Annotated in this window: 17 protein-coding genes; 12 read left to right on the plus strand and 5 right to left on the minus strand. The window is 34.5% G+C overall.

Annotated features, from left to right (window positions below; genetic code table 11):
• The first annotated feature begins 24 nt into the window (after positions 1 to 24).
• The 5 genes from AC1DS7_RS12400 to AC1DS7_RS12420 all read left to right on the plus strand — a co-directional run bounded on the left by AC1DS7_RS12400 (position 25) and on the right by AC1DS7_RS12420 (position 4171).
• Positions 25 to 1161 (plus strand): glycosyltransferase family 4 protein, encoded by a 1137-nt coding sequence (locus AC1DS7_RS12400; RefSeq protein ID WP_476999005.1) that lies wholly within the window; start codon positions 25 to 27, stop codon positions 1159 to 1161.
• A 24-nt stretch (positions 1162 to 1185) separates the two neighbouring features.
• Positions 1186 to 2250, plus strand: coding sequence for a spore coat putative kinase CotS (cotS, locus tag AC1DS7_RS12405; protein ID WP_016101215.1), 1065 nt, complete (start codon positions 1186 to 1188; stop codon positions 2248 to 2250).
• Positions 2247 to 2684, plus strand: a complete 438-nt coding sequence (locus AC1DS7_RS12410; RefSeq protein ID WP_061690251.1) for a hypothetical protein — start codon at positions 2247 to 2249, stop codon at positions 2682 to 2684. The genes cotS and AC1DS7_RS12410 overlap by 4 nt, the downstream gene beginning before the upstream one ends.
• Before the next feature lie 82 nt (positions 2685 to 2766).
• Entirely contained in the window at positions 2767 to 3264 is a 498-nt protein-coding gene (locus AC1DS7_RS12415; RefSeq protein WP_476999006.1) for a hypothetical protein, read from the plus strand.
• A gap of 256 nt (positions 3265 to 3520) precedes the next feature.
• Positions 3521 to 4171, plus strand: a complete 651-nt coding sequence (locus tag AC1DS7_RS12420) for an RpiB/LacA/LacB family sugar-phosphate isomerase (RefSeq protein ID WP_044440141.1) — start codon at positions 3521 to 3523, stop codon at positions 4169 to 4171.
• Here the strand turns inward: AC1DS7_RS12420 and AC1DS7_RS12425 are convergent.
• From AC1DS7_RS12425 to AC1DS7_RS12440, 4 genes are all read right to left on the minus strand, one after another.
• Positions 4159 to 5406: an IS256 family transposase gene (locus tag AC1DS7_RS12425; RefSeq protein ID WP_061690253.1), complete on the minus strand. Its 1248-nt coding sequence runs from the start codon at positions 5404 to 5406 to the stop codon at positions 4159 to 4161. The genes AC1DS7_RS12420 and AC1DS7_RS12425 overlap by 13 nt on opposite strands.
• A gap of 227 nt (positions 5407 to 5633) precedes the next feature.
• Positions 5634 to 6824: a glycosyltransferase family 4 protein gene (locus AC1DS7_RS12430; protein ID WP_016101221.1), complete on the minus strand. Its 1191-nt coding sequence runs from the start codon at positions 6822 to 6824 to the stop codon at positions 5634 to 5636.
• Positions 6825 to 6827: 3 nt separating this feature from the next.
• Positions 6828 to 7781, minus strand: coding sequence for an NAD-dependent epimerase/dehydratase family protein (locus AC1DS7_RS12435; protein WP_061690255.1), 954 nt, complete (start codon positions 7779 to 7781; stop codon positions 6828 to 6830).
• Positions 7778 to 9067: a UDP-glucose dehydrogenase family protein gene (locus AC1DS7_RS12440; protein ID WP_016101223.1), complete on the minus strand. Its 1290-nt coding sequence runs from the start codon at positions 9065 to 9067 to the stop codon at positions 7778 to 7780. Before AC1DS7_RS12440 ends, AC1DS7_RS12435 begins: the two co-directional genes overlap by 4 nt.
• Before the next feature lie 192 nt (positions 9068 to 9259).
• On the opposite strand from AC1DS7_RS12440, the gene AC1DS7_RS12445 reads away from it, so the two are divergent.
• The 3 genes from AC1DS7_RS12445 to AC1DS7_RS12455 all read left to right on the plus strand — a co-directional run bounded on the left by AC1DS7_RS12445 (position 9260) and on the right by AC1DS7_RS12455 (position 12017).
• Positions 9260 to 10081 carry a UTP--glucose-1-phosphate uridylyltransferase gene (locus tag AC1DS7_RS12445; RefSeq protein ID WP_016101224.1) on the plus strand — a complete coding sequence of 274 codons (822 nt, stop codon included), beginning with the start codon at positions 9260 to 9262 and terminating at the stop codon, positions 10079 to 10081.
• A gap of 361 nt (positions 10082 to 10442) precedes the next feature.
• Positions 10443 to 11288 (plus strand): aminopeptidase, encoded by an 846-nt coding sequence (locus AC1DS7_RS12450; protein WP_476999007.1) that lies wholly within the window; start codon positions 10443 to 10445, stop codon positions 11286 to 11288.
• A gap of 24 nt (positions 11289 to 11312) precedes the next feature.
• Entirely contained in the window at positions 11313 to 12017 is a 705-nt protein-coding gene (locus AC1DS7_RS12455; RefSeq protein WP_215588256.1) for a YjgB family protein, read from the plus strand.
• A gap of 14 nt (positions 12018 to 12031) precedes the next feature.
• On the opposite strand, the gene AC1DS7_RS12460 is transcribed toward AC1DS7_RS12455, so the two are convergent.
• Entirely contained in the window at positions 12032 to 13237 is a 1206-nt protein-coding gene (locus AC1DS7_RS12460) for an MDR family MFS transporter (RefSeq protein WP_215588255.1), read from the minus strand.
• A gap of 62 nt (positions 13238 to 13299) precedes the next feature.
• On the opposite strand from AC1DS7_RS12460, the gene AC1DS7_RS12465 reads away from it, so the two are divergent.
• The 4 genes from AC1DS7_RS12465 (at position 13300) to AC1DS7_RS12480 (ending at position 17314) form a co-directional block, all read left to right on the plus strand.
• The gene (locus AC1DS7_RS12465) at positions 13300 to 15075 is read left to right on the plus strand and encodes an ABC transporter substrate-binding protein (RefSeq protein WP_476999020.1); all 1776 of its coding nucleotides are present in this window, start codon (positions 13300 to 13302) and stop codon (positions 15073 to 15075) included.
• 158 nt (positions 15076 to 15233) lie between these two features.
• Positions 15234 to 15857: a YhbD family protein gene (locus tag AC1DS7_RS12470; RefSeq protein ID WP_061690258.1), complete on the plus strand. Its 624-nt coding sequence runs from the start codon at positions 15234 to 15236 to the stop codon at positions 15855 to 15857.
• Positions 15858 to 15870: 13 nt separating this feature from the next.
• Positions 15871 to 16581, plus strand: a complete 711-nt coding sequence (locus AC1DS7_RS12475; protein WP_002189907.1) for a bactofilin family protein — start codon at positions 15871 to 15873, stop codon at positions 16579 to 16581.
• A 25-nt stretch (positions 16582 to 16606) separates the two neighbouring features.
• Positions 16607 to 17314, plus strand: a complete 708-nt coding sequence (locus AC1DS7_RS12480) for a polymer-forming cytoskeletal protein (RefSeq protein ID WP_016101229.1) — start codon at positions 16607 to 16609, stop codon at positions 17312 to 17314.
• The last annotated feature ends 8 nt before the right edge of the window (positions 17315 to 17322 follow it).

Raw genomic sequence — 17322 nt, forward strand, 5'->3', positions numbered from 1 at the left:
TTTATGAAATAGGGAGGGAAAAGAATGAAAATTGCAATAATTTCTACTGAAAAGCTACCAGTACCTGCCGTGAGAGGGGGTGCTATTCAAATTTATATAGATTCCGTCGCCTCCATTATTGCTTCTAAAGGAAATGATGTAACAGTTATCTCCATTACGGATCCAAATTTAAAAACGGAAGAAAAAAAGGGTGGTGTAAAATATATACGCTTTGCAGAAGAGGGTTATCTTCATGATATTCTTGAACATTTGAGAAATGAGCAATATGATGTGATTCATTTATGTAATCGCCCTAATTGGATTGCGTTTTTAAGTGAAGTGGCAACAAAGACAAAATTTGTATTAAGTGTGCATAATGAAATGTTCGCGTATGAAAAGATGAGTGATCAAGAAGGAGAAGCATGTATTAAAGCTGTTTCGAAAATTATAACAGTTAGTGATTATATAGGAGAAACGATTACCTCGCGCTTTAAGACAGCAAAATCTAAGACAAAAACAGTATATTCAGGTGTAGATTTAAATGAATATTATCCGGCTTGGACTATAAATGGAAAAGAAGTTAAACGTTATGTAAAGAAGGAGTTGAATTTGCAAAATAAAAAGGTGATTTTGTTTGTTGGACGCCTGAGTAAAGTGAAGGGACCTCATATTTTGCTACAAGCTCTCCCTAAAATCATTGAAGAAAACCCAGATATTGTAATGGTTTTTATTGGATCAAAATGGTTTGGTGATAACAATGTAAACAACTATGTAAAACATTTATATACATTGGGAGCAATGTTTCAAAATAATGTAACCTTTATTAAATTTGTTAAGCCTAAAGATATTCCAACACTTTACGCTATGTCAGATCTTTTCGTTTGTTCTTCTCAGTGGCAAGAACCTCTTGCCAGGGTACATTATGAAGCAATGGCGGCGGGGTTACCAATTATCACTAGTAATCGAGGTGGTAATCCTGAAATAATTGAAGAAGGAAAGAATGGTTATATAGTCAATGATTTCGAGAATCCTGATGCATACGCAGAGAAAATTATTAGTCTATTAAATAATGAATCTAAGAGAGAACAAATGGGGAAATATGGACGATTGAAGGTTGAAAAGGATTTTGGTTGGAACCGCGTTGCCATGAATTTAATTGGAGTATATAAGGAAGTGCTATAGAATTCAAGAGGAGGATGAAGAGAATTGGAAGAAATAGCTGGATTAGAGCAAGAACATTTAAATAGAATCCTTAGTTTTTATCCATTTGAGGTAAATAATATTTTTCTGCAATCAAGTAGAAGTGGGAGAACTGTTTGGGAAGTGGAGACAAATGAAGGGTTGAAAATATTAAAACAAGCACATATGAAACCAAAAAGAATGTTATTTGTTGCTGGAGCACATTTACATCTTTTTCAAAAAGGATTGCCAATCACAAAAATGCATAAAACCAATAGAGGTGGGGTCTGTATTGGAGCTGATGAGTATGCATATGTATTATATGATAAACATCAAGGAAAAGAAGTAATTTATTATAATAAAGAACAAATGGAAAAAGTGCTTATATATGCAGCTAAGTTTCATCAAGCATCAGAAGGATATATCCCGCATCAAGAAAGTAAAATGAGAAGTCGATTAGGAAAATGGCATAAGTTATATAGGTGGAAATTACAAGAATTAGAAGGAAACAAAAAAATTGCACAATCTTATCCTAACGATGTGTTTTCAACAATGTTTTTAGAATATGTTGATAAAATGATAGCTCGTGCCAAACGGGCATTACAAGAAATTGATGAACCATTTTATAATGAATGGACAAAGCAAGTAATTGCATCTAAAAGTTTTTGTCAACAAGATTTTACATTGGCAAGATTTGAAGAAATAGATGATGCTATTTTTATGAAGGAGTTACATTCAATTACAAATGATTTACCAGTAAGAGATTTACGTATTATTTTAAATAAAGTAATGAAAAAAATGTCAGTTTGGGATGTTAATTTAGTGATTCATATGCTGAGTGCTTACGATTCAGAAAATCCATTATCAGAAAAACAATATCGCATACTTTGGACGGATTTAACGTTCCCTCATTTATTATGTTCGATTGCACATAAATATTATTTAGGGCAAAAGCGTTCGTGGTCTGATGAAAAATATATTTGGGCATTACAAAATATAATTGCACTTGAAGATTCTAAAGAGGAATTTTTAACTCGATTTTCTGATATTTTTGACGAAATCAAGAATAAAAGTGGAGGAGGAAGAAAATGAAATTAGAACCGGAAGAAATAGTCATACCTATTTTAGATTTAGAAAAATTTATGTTTTCTCCACCAGGGCCAATGGGATGGGAAATGTCAGAATATGAGCAAACACTAGAGAAACAAAAAGAAATTGTACTTGATGAATCATCTATATTAGAGAATTTAGCAATTATTAAAGACATAGAATTAGTCGAGTTACCTACAATGGGATTACTAGAGTTAGAAGCAATAAGCAGTAAAACAACAACAATAGATAAGGACGTTAATGATGAAATAAATGATGGGGATATTCAAATCGTTGAAGAGGAAGCAGTACAATCGGATTTCATTGCTACTGAACCAGAAAAACCAAAAATAAAAATACAAATTATTACACCTAACGAGCCATTAAAAAGACCATGGATAGCTGAAATTTTAAAACATTTCAAGGAAAAAGAATAATGAAAAGTCCGCAATTACAACAATCATTTTATACTTTCTAGCATATTTTAAATATAAATCAAATAAGGGAGGAGTTATGTAAATGGCTGATGTAAAAAGAGCAAAAATAAAAATAGATTTTGAGAATGGCTTTAGTATTAATTCTGATCAAGATATACAAGAGGTATTAAAACTTTTGGCTGAAGTTATTCAATCTGGAGCACATACTGGTGTAGAGGTAGAAGTTCAATATATTGATGAAACAGAAATAACTTTTACTGATGAAGAAGAAGAAGAAGAAGAAGAAGAAGAAGAAGAAGAAGAAGAAGACGAAGAAGACGAAGAAGACGACGAAGACGAAGAAGACGACGAAGAAGACGAAGAAGATGAAGACGAAGAAGACGAAGAAGAAGATGAAGAAGACGACGAAGACGAAGACGACGAAGAAGACGACGAAGACGACGAAGATGAAGACGACGACGAAGATGAAGAAGACGACGAAGATGAAGAAGACGACGAAGACGAAGACGACGACGAAGAAGAAGACGAAGAAGACGAAGAAGACGAAGAAGACGAAGAAGACGAAGAAGACGATGCATAAGACAAATCCCCCCTTTATATTAGGGGGGATTTGTCTTATGCTTTTGTTCATTTTATGAAATTTATATACTAAATAAGAGGTTGAAGTAAAGTGGAAATTTAGTTGCTGAGGTTTCAGTGGGATTGTCAAGAAATCTGTGTAAGTTTTTGAAACGAACACATAGAATAGCAAATATTAAGGCAAGATCGCTTCTGTCTTTTTTATCTTCTTTTGACTTTCGGTTTGTGTGATAATTAAATCGAAAGGTTGTGGAAGAATGAAGATAGCGGTGATACAAGCAAGTACCCAAATTAGCAAAAATGAACTGATTTTTGAAGAGACAAAAAGGGCTGTGGCGAGGCATGGATATGAAGTGCTCAATTTTGGTGTTACAGTTGAAGAATCCGAGTTAAGCTATATCCAAGTGTCCTTAGCTGTTGGTCTACTTCTAAATTCAGGTGCAGTTGATTTTGTCGTCACTGGATGTAGTAGCGGTGTTGGTATGTCGATTGCCTGCAATACACTTCCGAATGTCATTAGCGGTTATCTGCCAACTCCAACAGATGCGTTCCTATTCGGTAGGATAAATAACGGAAACTGTGCATCACTTCCACTTGGATTGAACTTCGGTTGGGCGGGCGAATTAAATCTTCGTTTCACGCTTGAGAAACTATTTGAAGAACCGTTCAATACTGGGTATCCTGAAGAATCCGCCGAACGAAAGAAACGTGATGCAGAACTTTTTAAAGCAATCAAGAGTTTTTCACATCATGGCATCGTTGAGATTCTAAGTCAGCTAGATGGAGCCGTTATTAATCCTGTTCTTCAAAAGCAAGATTTAGTGGAATTCCTCTTGAGAAATGGCACCAACACAGATATATCAAATTATCTTATCGAACAAACGAAGCATTTAAATTACGGTAGGTAAATACTATATTTTTCAATACGTTTGGCGAATTTATCGTTAACCATAAGTTGATTCAACACCATTGACCAATTACGGATATGACCGCCATTCCATTTGTTTTGGAGTTCTTTTACACGTAAATAAAGAACCTTGAGTAAGGCGTTTTCGTTCGGGAAAGCGCCTTTTTTCGTTACCTTACGGAAACTTGAATTGACACTTTCGACAGCGCTTGTCGTGTACATAATTTTGCGAATGTCAGAGCCGTAGTCAAAGAGCTGTTCGACATGCGAGAAGTTGCGTTTCCACACGTCAATCGCACCTGGATATTGCGACCAACGCTTCTCGAATGCGTCAAACGCCGCATGGCTCGCTTTGAGTGATGAAGCACCATAGAATTTCTTCAAATCTTTACAGAATTCCTTGTAATCTTTACTTGGCACGTAGCGAAGTGAATTACGCACCAAATGAACGATACACCGCTGTACGACAACTTGTGGGAAGATAGCCCGAGCGCCATCTTCAAGACCCGAAACTCCGTCCATAGAGATGAAGAATACATCTTCGACACCGCGAGTTTTGAGTTCATCAAAAATCTGCATCCAGCGATTCTTCGATTCAGTTTGATTGAACCATAAGCCGAGGATTTCTTTATTCCCTTTTAAGTCATAGCCCAGAATGGTGTAAACCGCATATTCTTTGGCTTCATAGTTTTCGCGCAACGTCACATACATACAGTCCACGAATATGAACGCATAACACTTCGCTAGTGGTCTTGCCTGCCAGTCTGCGGTTTCAGGCAAGATTTGGTCGGTAATATCGGAAACCATATCGTGTGACACGCTGAAACCGTAAATGTCCTCAATCGTGCTTGAGATATCGCGTTGGCTCATTCCACGTGCGTACATAGCCAGGACCTTGTCTTCAATGTCTGATACATCACGTTTGCGTTTCGGAATAATTCCGGGTTCAAATGACGCATCACGGTCGCGAGGTACGTGAACATCAACTTCACCGAAGCTTGTCTTTACCTTCTTTTTACCGTATCCATTACGACGATTTTCGTGTTCTTTCCGTTCTTTTGAGTTTGAATCGTAACCAAGATGGTGATTCATTTCGCCTTGAAGCATTGCCTCAAACATTGGTCCGAAGATGTCTTTCAAAGCCTCTTGCATATCTTCAACAGTTTCCGGTTGGTAAGCTTCAAAAATTGATTGAGCTAACTTCACGGATTTTGGATCTCTTTTCTTTCTAACCATAAGTGTAACCACTCCTTCGTAATAATTTTAGAAAAAGAAAAACCGTGAAGCAACCCACTACCTAGGATGGTAGGTTACTTACACGGTTTATATTACACTCTCGTTTCAGTAAAGGATAAATATATTCTTCAGTAAGTTTAACTTTCTCACGCATTAACGGCCTGTAAAAATCCGAGTGTTTCAACTAGTAATCAGTGGAGTAAAAAAACACTGATTAAAGTTTTTCTTTATATAATTTGAATTTTAAGTGGTCGCATTAGATTTTTTACAGGTTGGTGTGTTGGTATTGTAACTTGTTTATATACTTGTTTTAACTTATTAGCTGTATGCATAAATGTAAAGTTTTTTTCAACAATTTGTCTGCCATTTTGAGCCATCAGTTTTGCGAATTCTGGTTGAGATAGCAAACCTTGGATAAGCCTAGAAAACTCTTTCGGGTTATTATATTGTTCAATTAAACAGCCGTTATGTTCATCTGTTATAACTTCTGCATTTCCACCACGGTTTGTTGTAATGATAGGGGTTCCAGCGGCCATTGCTTCATAATGAACACGTGCTAATGGCTCATGCCATTGCGAACTACAAACAAATATATCTCCCATTAAAAATATATTATGAATTTGATCTGCTGGAATAAATTTAGTGAAAAGTACGTGTTCTTTAATAGGTTTAGCGAGCCTATGCAATTTTTTAATATATTTATTTACTCCGTTATCACTAAACCATTTACCTCCAACTATAACGAGTACTGCATCTTTATGGGCTTTAATAACCTCTTTCATAGAATGGATGAGTATATCTGGTCCTTTATTTTTTGTCAATCTACCGACAAATAGAATTACCTTTTTATCTTGGATAGCGTATTTTTTCCGAAATTCGTTTCTAATTTTTTGTCCGTTGGGAGTCCAAATTGGAGGAGATGTTTTTATATTTACACCAGAGTAGACGATCGAAATTTTATGTTCAGCTTGTGGGAATCTTTCAATTACTGTTTCTCTAATATAGTTACTAACCGTAACGATAGCTGTAACCATTTCAATAATTAGGTTGCCTTCAAGGAAAGATATTTTGTGTTCAGCAAACATATCATTATGAAGACCTAATACAAATTTACTGCCTGGAGAGGCTTGTTTATATAGGGGGATATTTTTTGGACGATTAAAAACGTGTATAATATCAAAAGCATTGGATTGAAGTGCTTTTATAACATTCTGCTCATATTCTATTTGAGGGAAATACATGTAATGAATATTATTTTGTGTTGATTGTTTTGGAAGACTTGGGTCTGAAATGGAAAAAATAGTGAGGTCGAATTCTTGACATATATAGGGGGATACTCCATCAATCATCATTTGAATTGCACCACCTCTAATTGCTGGAGAGGGTAATTTTTCAGTACATATATATGCGATTTTCATGAATTAGTCTCCTTTATAAAGTTGTTTTATATACTTATATTCTGCTTCCAATCCATTAGCTAAAGAAATAACTGGATGATATTGTAATAATTTATTAGCCTTAGATATATCTGCCCATGTTTGTTTTGGTTCGCCAGGAATTGATTTTAGAAAAATTTTATGTGCTGATTTACCTGATATTTTTTCTAGTGTAGAAATGATATTTAAAATGGAAGATCGTTCTGTTCCACCGATATTTATAACTTCTCCCACTATATGTTCGCTTGTCTCTAAAGCAGCTATGGTTCCTCGTATACAGTCATCGATATAGGTAAAATCACGTGTTTGTGTTCCATCACCAAATATTGTGAGAGGTTTATTTTCTAGTATTTGTTTAATTAATCTGTGGAATGCCATGTCAGGTCGTTGTCTGGGTCCATAAACTGTAAAATATCTTAAAATCACAATTGGTATTTGAAAATTTTTGTGGTAAATATGACATAGGTGTTCACTACTTAATTTTGTGACACCATATGGAGAAAGGGGATTCGGTAATAAGTTTTCAGACACCCTCCCGGATTTTTCTCCATAAACAGACGATGTTGATATCTGAATGAATTTCTCTAACTTTACCTCTTTACATGCTTCAAGTAAATATTGTGTAGCAAGTATATTATTGGTTACATAAGGATCGAAATCCTTTCCCCAGCTTGTTCTTACGCCAGGGATAGCAGCTAGATGATAAACGACTTTTACATCTTTTAAAAGCTTGGGTAAATCTGTAGTTAATATATTTTCTCTTACAAATTGAAATCGCGGATTCGTTTGAAGGGTCTGAATATTATCTATTTTTAAGGGTATTGGGGTAGGACCAATAAAGTGATCAATTCCAACTACATGATATGACTTGTTTTTAAGTAATGCTTGACATAAATGAGAACCAATAAAACCGGCGGCGCCTGTTACAAGTATTTTCATGAACGACCAACTCCTATATAGCGTAAACCGTACTGCTCTATTTCATCTTTATCAATACAATTTCGTCCATCCACAATTGTGCATCCTTTCATTAATTGTTTGACTTCTTGCCAATTAAGTTTTTTAAATTCGTCCCATTCTGTGGCAAGAATAATACAATCAGAATTTGTGATTGAGGATTGTAGTTTTTTATGTTGTGTAACTTGTTTATTCAAATGCGGAGGAAGAGCAGCTTTTGGATCATACGCATGAAGGGTGTAACCAAGAGGAAGTAATTTTTCAAGAAGTTCTACAGCAAGTGAATTACGAATATCATCAGTGTTTGGTTTGAAGGAAATTCCTAAAATAGTTATTTTTTTTGAAGAGGGTACTTTTATAGTATTTTTAATTTTTTCAACATAGAGGTCAATCTGTGTAGAATTAATGGATTGTACAGCTTGCAAAATAGGAACTGTTATCTGTCTATCATTTGCTGTATATATGAGTGAATGTAAATCTTTTGGGAAGCACGATCCTCCATATCCCATTCCTGCTTGGAGAAAATGGGGATTAATTCGAAAGTCGTAGCCGATTCCTTTTGCCACTTCATTAATATTAATGTGATAAGCGTCACAAATCCGGGCGATTTCATTTATAAAAGATATTTTTGTAGCCAAAAATGCATTGGCTGTATATTTAATCAGTTCAGCTTCGTTTAAACCCGTACAAAGGAATGGAGCATTAATCTTTTTATATATATTCTGCATAATTTCTAATGACTTTGTGTCATTTTTTTGGATACCAATAATAGTTCTATCCGGAATAAGCATATCTTGAACAGCAGATCCTTCACGGAGAAATTCAGGGTTAGAAACAATATTAAATAGGGATGACGGTACACCATTTTTTATGAGCATTTCATATAGATGTTGATTCGTTCCAGGTGGAACTGTACTTTTAGTAATAATTGTTTTATACTCTTTTATTTCTGGAACTAGTAGGTCAATAACAGAGTATAAATATTTTAAATCTGTCTTTCCACTGGGGGTAGAAGGTGTTCCTACAGCGATAAAAATAACTGATGATTGTTGTATAGCTAGACTAATATCATGCTGGAATTTCAATTGTTTTCGATTTTTGTAAATAAGCTCTTTTAAACCTGGTTCGTAAATTGGGCATTCTCCCCCTTGGAGAGCTTGGATTTTATTATAATTTTTGTCTACACAAATAATAGAATGACCTAAATCGGCTAAAACCGCAGCCGATGTGAGTCCAACATAGCCAGATCCTATAATACATATATTCATACGGCAAATCACCTTTCTGAAGTTAGTACTAGTTTTTACAGTATATTAGTGGACAAGTTAGAATGGTGACATATGAAAAGGCCTATTCATACAAGCGATGTGAGATAGGAGCCTTTTTTAAATTTGTGATGCGCGGTTAAGGGTTCTATTGAATATAATATTGAAAATATGTTGAAGAAGGGGGAGAGAGGAATGATAAAAAAAGCGATCATTCCAGCTGCTGGTTATGGTACAAGGAGTCTTCCTATTACAAAGGTAGTTCCGAAAGAAATGTTTCCAATAGGTAATAAACCTGCAATTCATTATATTGTAGAAGAAGCTATGAAGTCAGGTATTGAACAAATATTAATTGTTCTTTCAAGTAGAAAGAACTTAATAGTTGATTACTTTGATTATTCATTAGAACTAGAGGCATTTTTAGAAAGGGAACAAAAAGTCGAATTGTTAAAAAAATATAATATTCCTAACATTCAAATCCATTATGTAAGACAGCCGTATGCGAGAGGACTTGGTGAGGCAATAAAATTAGGAGAAACATTTATTGGTAATCATCCTTTTGCTGTGCTTTTGCCGGATGATATCATAATTTCTGATAAAGAAACTGCCTTAAATCAACTAATTAAGATATACGAAGAGACAAAAAGTAGTGTATTAGGTATCCATACAGTACCAGATGAAGATTTAGGGAGATATGGAATTGTAAATGGGAATAGTGTTAAAGCAGATTATATTCAGATTACAAATATTGTTGAAAAACCAAAAGTAAATCCTCCATCTAATCTTGCGGTGATTGGACGCTATATTTTTACGCCAAATATATTCCAGTTGCTAAAAAAGGTTGAGCCTGGACATGGAGGTGAGTATCAACTAACTGATGCAATAGAGTCTTTGCTTATGACTAAGAAAGTGTATGGCAAAATTATTGATGGAAAAAGATTCGATATTGGACAAGAAAATGATTATATTCAACTTCTTAATTTTATACATGAAAAAAATAGAACAAGCATGAATTGAAATGGTGTGAAATTTCTTAATATACATGAACTTAAAAAATTCCAATGTGGATATACGCTTACTTAAATCATTGATAGTACAGGAATAAAGCGAAATATGATTTTGAACTCAAGAAAACCTCAATGTATTTTCTACTTCATACCGTGCAAATGAGATTATTAATAACTATATAATAATGGGATATAAAAAAGTTCTTTATTAAAATGTGGTATGTATACTACTTTTTAATAAAGAACTTTTTTATGTAACGACAATTTTTCTGTTTTTTATTTAAATTGAATTTTGTGACAATTACTTTTAAGTTATAGTAGAAGGATTGTAATAAGTAATGAGAGAAGGTGTATACAAGGAGATGAATAAGATGATTAACAATACAATTCCAAGCTTTTTAAAGCTTTTGGAAAGCAATGATATAGGATTACATGACTTGAACAAATATTATGATATGCACCCAGAGGCATTCGAAGAGTATTTTAAGTTTCACTGTCCTAAGACAGAAGAACGTCTCTCTAGTGCAATTGAAAAGTATCCTGCAAAACTAGAAGACATTCGTATTATTCCAGAAATTTTACCATCAATTATTCAAGAAGTTAGTAAGGACTATCGCATTCAATTTGGTAGTAATATAGATGTAACTTTTCATATATTTGTAGGTGGATTTGGTTCTAATGCATTTGTGGAAAGGGAGATTATTGGGGATATATTTTTTGCGGCTGAGAAATTATCTCCTGTAAGGGAGCACCTCCGTGTTATCGTTGCTCATGAAATCGGACATATATATCATAATGTAGCATTACAAGAGAATGGAATGGATTGGACTAAAGCAGAATGGAATGATGCCCCGGTAAGTTTATATCGTGAAGGGGTCGCGACCTATTTATCACAACTAATAGTTAAAGGTTTAAGTGAGTCCGTTTACTATTCATATAGTAGTAATGGTGATTCATCGTTACAATATTATAAAGAAATTGAAGAGAACATTAAGAAACGTTTTTTACAGGATTATGTTGAAGGATGGACAGTTGAAAAAGAGAAAGAATGGTTCCGTCTATCAGGAGGGACTTATTTCGGATACAACCGACTCGGTTATTTTTTAGGAAAATCATATATAGAGTATATGGTCCGTACTTTCGGAGAAACGGAAGCACTTACTTTTTGGGGGGGAAATAATTTGAGGAGTAGTGTTATGGAATGGTTACAAAAGTGAATATATTGAAGAGGGAGGTTGAAAATGATGAAAGTATATATGAAAGTGCTTATATTGTTCCTAACTTTAACGTGTGTAGTGGCTTTAACCGCGTGTAATAACGCTGAGGAAAAGAAACAAACTAATTCAACATCAGAAAATAGTACGGAAAAAAAGAGCGAAACGTCAGAAACGGGTAAAAAGAATGAGGACACCGCTCAAAAAACAGAGAAAGAGTCTGTGGAAAAACCAAAAGGTCATGATTCGGTAAAACCTTCAACGGAGTCTAATACGAAAAATACAGTGCTTAATCAAAAATCAATTAACCATGTAAAAGATTTATTTGAGCAAGCGAAAGAAGGCAAAGTACCTAACGTACCATATGCAGCACATACAGGTGACATCGAGGAAATAGAAAAAGAGTGGGGAAAAGCAGATAAAACTGATCAAGCAGGAAACGGGATGTATGCAACTTTTACAAGTAAAAATGTAGCATTTGGCTTTAATAAAGGATCACAAGTCTTTGACGTACGCTCTTACCATTCAGAGATCAAATCGATTACGTTACAAGAAATCGAAAAGGCTTTAGGAAAACCAGCGTCTGTTAAAGAAAATGGTAATGATAAAATTTATGTTTATAAAGTAAATGACCAGTTTGAATTGAAATTCGTAATTCCAAAATCGACTGGTAAAGTACATCATATTTCTGTGTTCTCACCGGAGGATAGTATTAATAAAATGGCAGGTTAAATGAAGAGCTGTTCCTATAGGGACAGCTCTTTTGTTTTGTTTCTTTCTAACGATTGAACAAAAAAAGCTTGAATGATACCACCGATTATTAATAAGAAGGCACAAATATAAAATAGAGTACTACCGCTTAATTTACTTAATAACAATGCACCTACAAAAGGCCCACAAGTTCTTGAAATATCCCAATGTATACCGTATATAGAAAAATATAATCCGCGTCTATGACTTGGAGCGATTTGTGAAACGAATCGTAGTAAGTGATTCAAAGCTATACTTTGCCCAATTACTAAAAAGAGCAATGTGAAGAATAATGACCATATTGTTGTGGAATAACCGTAGCCAATCGCAGCTAACGTATAGCAAGTATAGGAAATAACAATGATTTTAGGCATAGAAAACTGTTCAGACCATTTCACAAGGGAAATTTGGAGAATCACTTCCATGACAGCTTTACAAGTTGAGATAAATACGAGTATGAATAAAAAATTTGGAAATACACTTTCGGCGAATATACGATAATTTGATTCGGTTTGGGCGTAGAAAAAACTAATCGGTAGCGTAGAAACCATAAGTCCAAACACAGCGTAATGCTTTGAAATAAATTGTTTTGGCGAATATACTTCTTTAGTTTTATTAACGTTTTTCATGAGTGGAGCTGTTTCAGGAAGCTGCGTCCAAACGAGAATAGCATATAGCGTAAGGGCTACACCTTGCAAAATAAATAAATACTCAGGGTGACTAGTATAGAAAAAGGCGCCGATTAATGGGCCAATTACAGAGCCGATTGCTCCCGTAGTATGCAGAACAGCAAATATTTCTGCCTGTTGTTCTTCCTTCGTTAAGTCAGCGATTTGTGCTCGCTGTGCCGGAATATATAAAGAGCGTCCAATACCATTTACTACATACAATAAGGCGAAAAAGGCGACCGATTCAGCAAAAACGAATCCGCTTACGGCAAAAGCTTGTAAAAGTAATCCGAGTAACATTATTTTCTTTCGGCCGTATTTATCTGTTACACCCCCAGCGATTAATGTAAACACAATATCAGCGAGAGGCTGTAATCCGAAAAGAAGCATTGTAACGATGACATTACCATTTAACGCTTTATTAACGTGAACAATAAAAATGATAGCTAACATCGATTCAGTCGTTCGGACTAACAATTCACCGAACAATCGAATGAGAATAGGCTTATTATAACGTTTTAAAAGATACTTCATTTTTATTTCCTCCTTTCTATATTGAAATGATAAGATGGAAGCCAGAAATGAAAAAGGGTAGAATGAAAGAGGAAGATTTTTCATCTTTTAGGGGGCGTTTTATGATTATTTTGGAGCAATATATGCACCTGTGGCTCCAGCATGGAAATGGGAGAGCAGAGGGAGAACAATTAGAAATAACAATACAAAATATATCTGAAACTTTATTTTGTACAGAGCGAAATAGTAAATTAATCATAAAAAAATTAGAAGAATTTAATTGGATTATGTGGTTTCCAGGCCGAGGGAGAGGAAATCGTTCAAAGTTGTTATTTCAAAAACATCCACTTTCTTTAATTTTAGAAAGAGGAAAAGAAATAACGAAACAAGGGGACGTAAAAAGTGGAAGTGCATTTATTGAAAGATATAGCTCGTATTTTCCATCACTTCAAACGCAATTTCAAACGTGGATTGATTCGATATTCGGTTATCAAGTCGAAAGGACATCTAAAGGGAGAAGAGATGTGCTACGTTTGCAAGTCCAAATGAATCTAGATATTGCATTAGATCCTGTATACGCTACGATGCGTTCGGAATGTCATATGGTAAAACATATATACGACACGTTAGTGTATATAGACGGAAATACAAACAGTGTAGAGCCAAGACTTGCGTTTTATTGGGAATATGATGACCAGAAATATATATGGACCTTCTACTTACGAAAAGGTGTTCAGTTTCATAACAGGAAAGAATTTACTGCTTATGACGTTGTACATACATTTAAACGATTCTTGAAAGCGAAAAATAATCCGCATGCGTGGATGTTACAGCACGTTGAAAGTTTACATATTCTTGATGACTACATTGTGCAGATTCGTTTATCTACAGATAATAAGCTGTTTTTACATGCTTTAAGTACAGAACAGTGTTCTATTGTAAATGAAGATGGAGATGGAAGGTTAATCGGTACTGGACCGTTTCGATTATGTGAAAAGAATGAGGATGTATTCGTATTAGAAGCAAATGATTTATATTTTCGCGAGCGACCATTTCTCGATCGAATTGAATTATGGAATGTAGAGAACAGCGTAAATACGTGCGATATTTTAGCGAAAGCACACTATAACAATATAGAAAAGCATCATAAAGAACTAACTAGACTTGAGTCGAATGTAACATACATTACATTAAATACCGCAAAAGAAGGACCTATGCAAAACACGATGTTTCGGAAAGCTCTATATAAAATCATTCATAGCAATGCACTTATCGAGGAATTGCAAGGAGCGCGCGGAGAAATAGCAGAAGAATTGGTTCTAACAAAGGGTGGCACTATACATATAAATGAGGACATATATACGCTTATTAAAGAGAGCTCTTACCGTAATGAAACACTGCGACTATATACATTTACAGAACAAGATCATGTTGAAGACTCATATTGGATACAAAAAGAGTGTGCGAAGTATGGCGTCACTATTGAAGTCGTTTTTCTTGAAACAAAAGAGTTATTGCAAGCAAGTACGATACAAAAGGCTGATATAATACATGATAGTGCGACAATTAGTGAGCGTATTGGAGAAAGTTTACTATATATGTTTCTTACAAAAAACAGCTTTATTCATCAGCATAGCAATATAAAATTTAACGAAGTATTGCAGTCTTATTTTATAGAGAATCAATTAGAGAAACGGATGACACTGTTACACGATATTGAAGACACATTGTTACGTCAAATTCATATTATTCCTTTATATCGTAACAAACAGCAAGTAAGTTCACACGAAAAAGTGCAAAATATAATGATTAATCCACAAGGTTGGATCGATTTTTATCAAATATGGTTTAAGCCTTGATATATAAAGGTTCTTATGCATTTTAGTAAGATGTGTAAGAACCTTTTTTGTATGGAAATGAAGTTTGTTTTGCACATTGTTACGCTACATGTTATAAAAGTCCATTTACAGCGTAACAGTGTTACGTTACATTGTTATTAGGAAGGAGTGATATACAGTTGATTACAAATTTAATTTCAAAAAAAGATTTATTAGAGTTAACTGGTATTTCATACGGACAGTTATATAGGTGGAAGAGAAAAAATTTAATACCGGAAGATTGGTTTGTACGGAAGTCAACGTTCACAGGTCAGGAAACATTTTTTCCGAAAGAAAAGATATTAGAGCGTATTGATAAAATTCAAACGATGAAAGAGGATCTATCGCTTGATGAATTGGCAAATATGTTTTCACCAAGCGTAACAGAGATTCTTTTAGCAAAGGAAGATCTCATTCGTAAAGAAATTACATCAGAACCTGTTTTACAATTTTTCATGGAGCAAACGAACAAAACGGCAGATTTTCAATTTGCAGATATTCTTTATGTATACGTGTTAGAAGAACTTCTTCAATCAGGAGACGTTAGCTTAGAAGAAGGGAAAATGGTTTTACAAGTTTTACGTGAAAATTATGAATCGATTAAACATAAAAATTGTGACTTAGTTATTATTCGGAAGTTAGGGATTTCTACATGCTTCTTAGTATCAAGCGTTGAGGATTTAATTTTTGAAAAGGGAACAAAGATTGTTTTACGTGTAGCAATTATGAAATATACCGAAGCATTAAAAACTAAACTGTTGTAGTGGAGGAGAAATAATGCGTACAGAAAATTTAATTATAAACGGATATGGTTCATCAAACGGTGGAGAGTTTCATAAAGTGCAACTAAATGGAAAAGGAACTGTTAATGGAAACGTTGAGTGCGACCAATTTGAATGTAATGGTTACGGAATTGTTACTGGTGATTTGAAAAGTAGCGATGCGAGAATTAGCGGATCAGGTAAAGTTGAGGGTACAGTTAGTGCAGAGATGATGCGAATCGATGGGAAAGGGACAATTACACAAGATGTAAAGGCGACCACTTTAAAAATTGCAGGAAAAGGGACGATAGGTGGTAATGTAACTGGTGAAGAATTTAAAATCAATGGTCAAGCGACGATTGATGGTAATTGTGAAGTTGATATTTTTTCTTCAGAAGGGCAATTTACAGTTGGTGGATTATTAAGCGCAGATGAAATTAATATAAATATTCATGGTACATGTAGAGCGAAAGAAATTGGTGGCCAAACCATTAAAGTAAAACATAGATTGAGTGCTTTTAGTAGACTATTTAAAACAGTATTTGGCTTACAGTTAGAAGCTGAACTGCTAGAAGGTGACAATATCGATATTGATTATGCTCACATTAAAACAGTAAGGGGAAACAATGTTACTGTAGGGCCGAACTGTGAGATTGAACTAATTGAATATACTGGGGTTCTTACTGTTGATAAAAGCGCAAATGTAAAAGAAATTAAGCAAGTTTAAGTTTAAAAGGGAGAGAGGAATCGGTATGGAAAATCAACATAGTCTTACTGTAAATGGATCAGGTAGCTCAGCAGGTGGAGATTATAACAAAGTAAAGATACGCGGCGAAGGAACAATCTCTAATCATATGAGTTGTAATGATTTTAAAACGTATGGTACGAGTGAAGTACGTGGCAATATGAAAGCGAAAAATTATGTCGTGTATGGAGATAGTGAAGTACAGGGGAATATGGAGGCGGAATATGTAAAAGTATATGGCAATGCCCAAGTACAAGGCGACGGACAAATTAATAAAACAAAAGTTAGAGGTATGATAGAATTTAAAGGGAAGCTATCCGGTGATTTCGTAGATGTGAAAGGTGCTTTAAATGTAAAGGGAGATATAGAAGTAGAGGAATTATTACTAACTGGTGGTCTTGAAAGTGATGGTTTGCTTAATGCTGAAAATATTGAAATCTCACTCCGTTATGAAGGAAGTAAAGTGAGAGAAATCGGTGGGAAAAAGATTACAGTACGTAAAAAAGCGAGATTTATTCCTTTTACAAGTCATGCAGGAAGCCTTCAAACATCAATTATTGAAGGGGATGATATTTATTTAGAACATACAATAGCAGACGTAGTAAGAGGAAATCATGTTATAATTGGCCCTGGCTGTGAAATTAGTGTAGTAGAATATCACACTAGTTTTAATCAGAAAGGTAATGCAGTCGTAAAAGAACATAAACAAATATAAGTAGTATG

It is taken from the genome of Bacillus sp. P4_E1 (genome assembly GCF_056401715.1).

What these genes read in the sequence shown, in the direction of transcription:
- AC1DS7_RS12435 (WP_061690255.1), bottom strand. Translation starts at nt 7,781, where the DNA reads ATGAAAATACTTGTAACAGGCGCCGCCGGTTTTATTGGTTCTCATTTA.
- AC1DS7_RS12475 (WP_002189907.1), top strand. Translation starts at nt 15,871, where the DNA reads ATGCGTACAGAAAATTTAATTATAAACGGATATGGTTCATCAAACGGT.
- AC1DS7_RS12440 (WP_016101223.1), bottom strand. Translation starts at nt 9,067, where the DNA reads ATGAATATATGTATTATAGGATCTGGCTATGTTGGACTCACATCGGCT.
- AC1DS7_RS12450 (WP_476999007.1), top strand. Translation starts at nt 10,443, where the DNA reads ATGATTAACAATACAATTCCAAGCTTTTTAAAGCTTTTGGAAAGCAAT.
- AC1DS7_RS12465 (WP_476999020.1), top strand. Translation starts at nt 13,300, where the DNA reads ATGAAAGAGGAAGATTTTTCATCTTTTAGGGGGCGTTTTATGATTATT.
- AC1DS7_RS12400 (WP_476999005.1), top strand. Translation starts at nt 25, where the DNA reads ATGAAAATTGCAATAATTTCTACTGAAAAGCTACCAGTACCTGCCGTG.
- AC1DS7_RS12420 (WP_044440141.1), top strand. Translation starts at nt 3,521, where the DNA reads ATGAAGATAGCGGTGATACAAGCAAGTACCCAAATTAGCAAAAATGAA.
- AC1DS7_RS12455 (WP_215588256.1), top strand. Translation starts at nt 11,313, where the DNA reads ATGATGAAAGTATATATGAAAGTGCTTATATTGTTCCTAACTTTAACG.
- AC1DS7_RS12425 (WP_061690253.1), bottom strand. Translation starts at nt 5,406, where the DNA reads ATGGTTAGAAAGAAAAGAGATCCAAAATCCGTGAAGTTAGCTCAATCA.
- AC1DS7_RS12480 (WP_016101229.1), top strand. Translation starts at nt 16,607, where the DNA reads ATGGAAAATCAACATAGTCTTACTGTAAATGGATCAGGTAGCTCAGCA.
- AC1DS7_RS12460 (WP_215588255.1), bottom strand. Translation starts at nt 13,237, where the DNA reads ATGAAGTATCTTTTAAAACGTTATAATAAGCCTATTCTCATTCGATTG.
- AC1DS7_RS12445 (WP_016101224.1), top strand. Translation starts at nt 9,260, where the DNA reads ATGATAAAAAAAGCGATCATTCCAGCTGCTGGTTATGGTACAAGGAGT.
- AC1DS7_RS12410 (WP_061690251.1), top strand. Translation starts at nt 2,247, where the DNA reads ATGAAATTAGAACCGGAAGAAATAGTCATACCTATTTTAGATTTAGAA.
- AC1DS7_RS12430 (WP_016101221.1), bottom strand. Translation starts at nt 6,824, where the DNA reads ATGAAAATCGCATATATATGTACTGAAAAATTACCCTCTCCAGCAATT.
- AC1DS7_RS12415 (WP_476999006.1), top strand. Translation starts at nt 2,767, where the DNA reads ATGGCTGATGTAAAAAGAGCAAAAATAAAAATAGATTTTGAGAATGGC.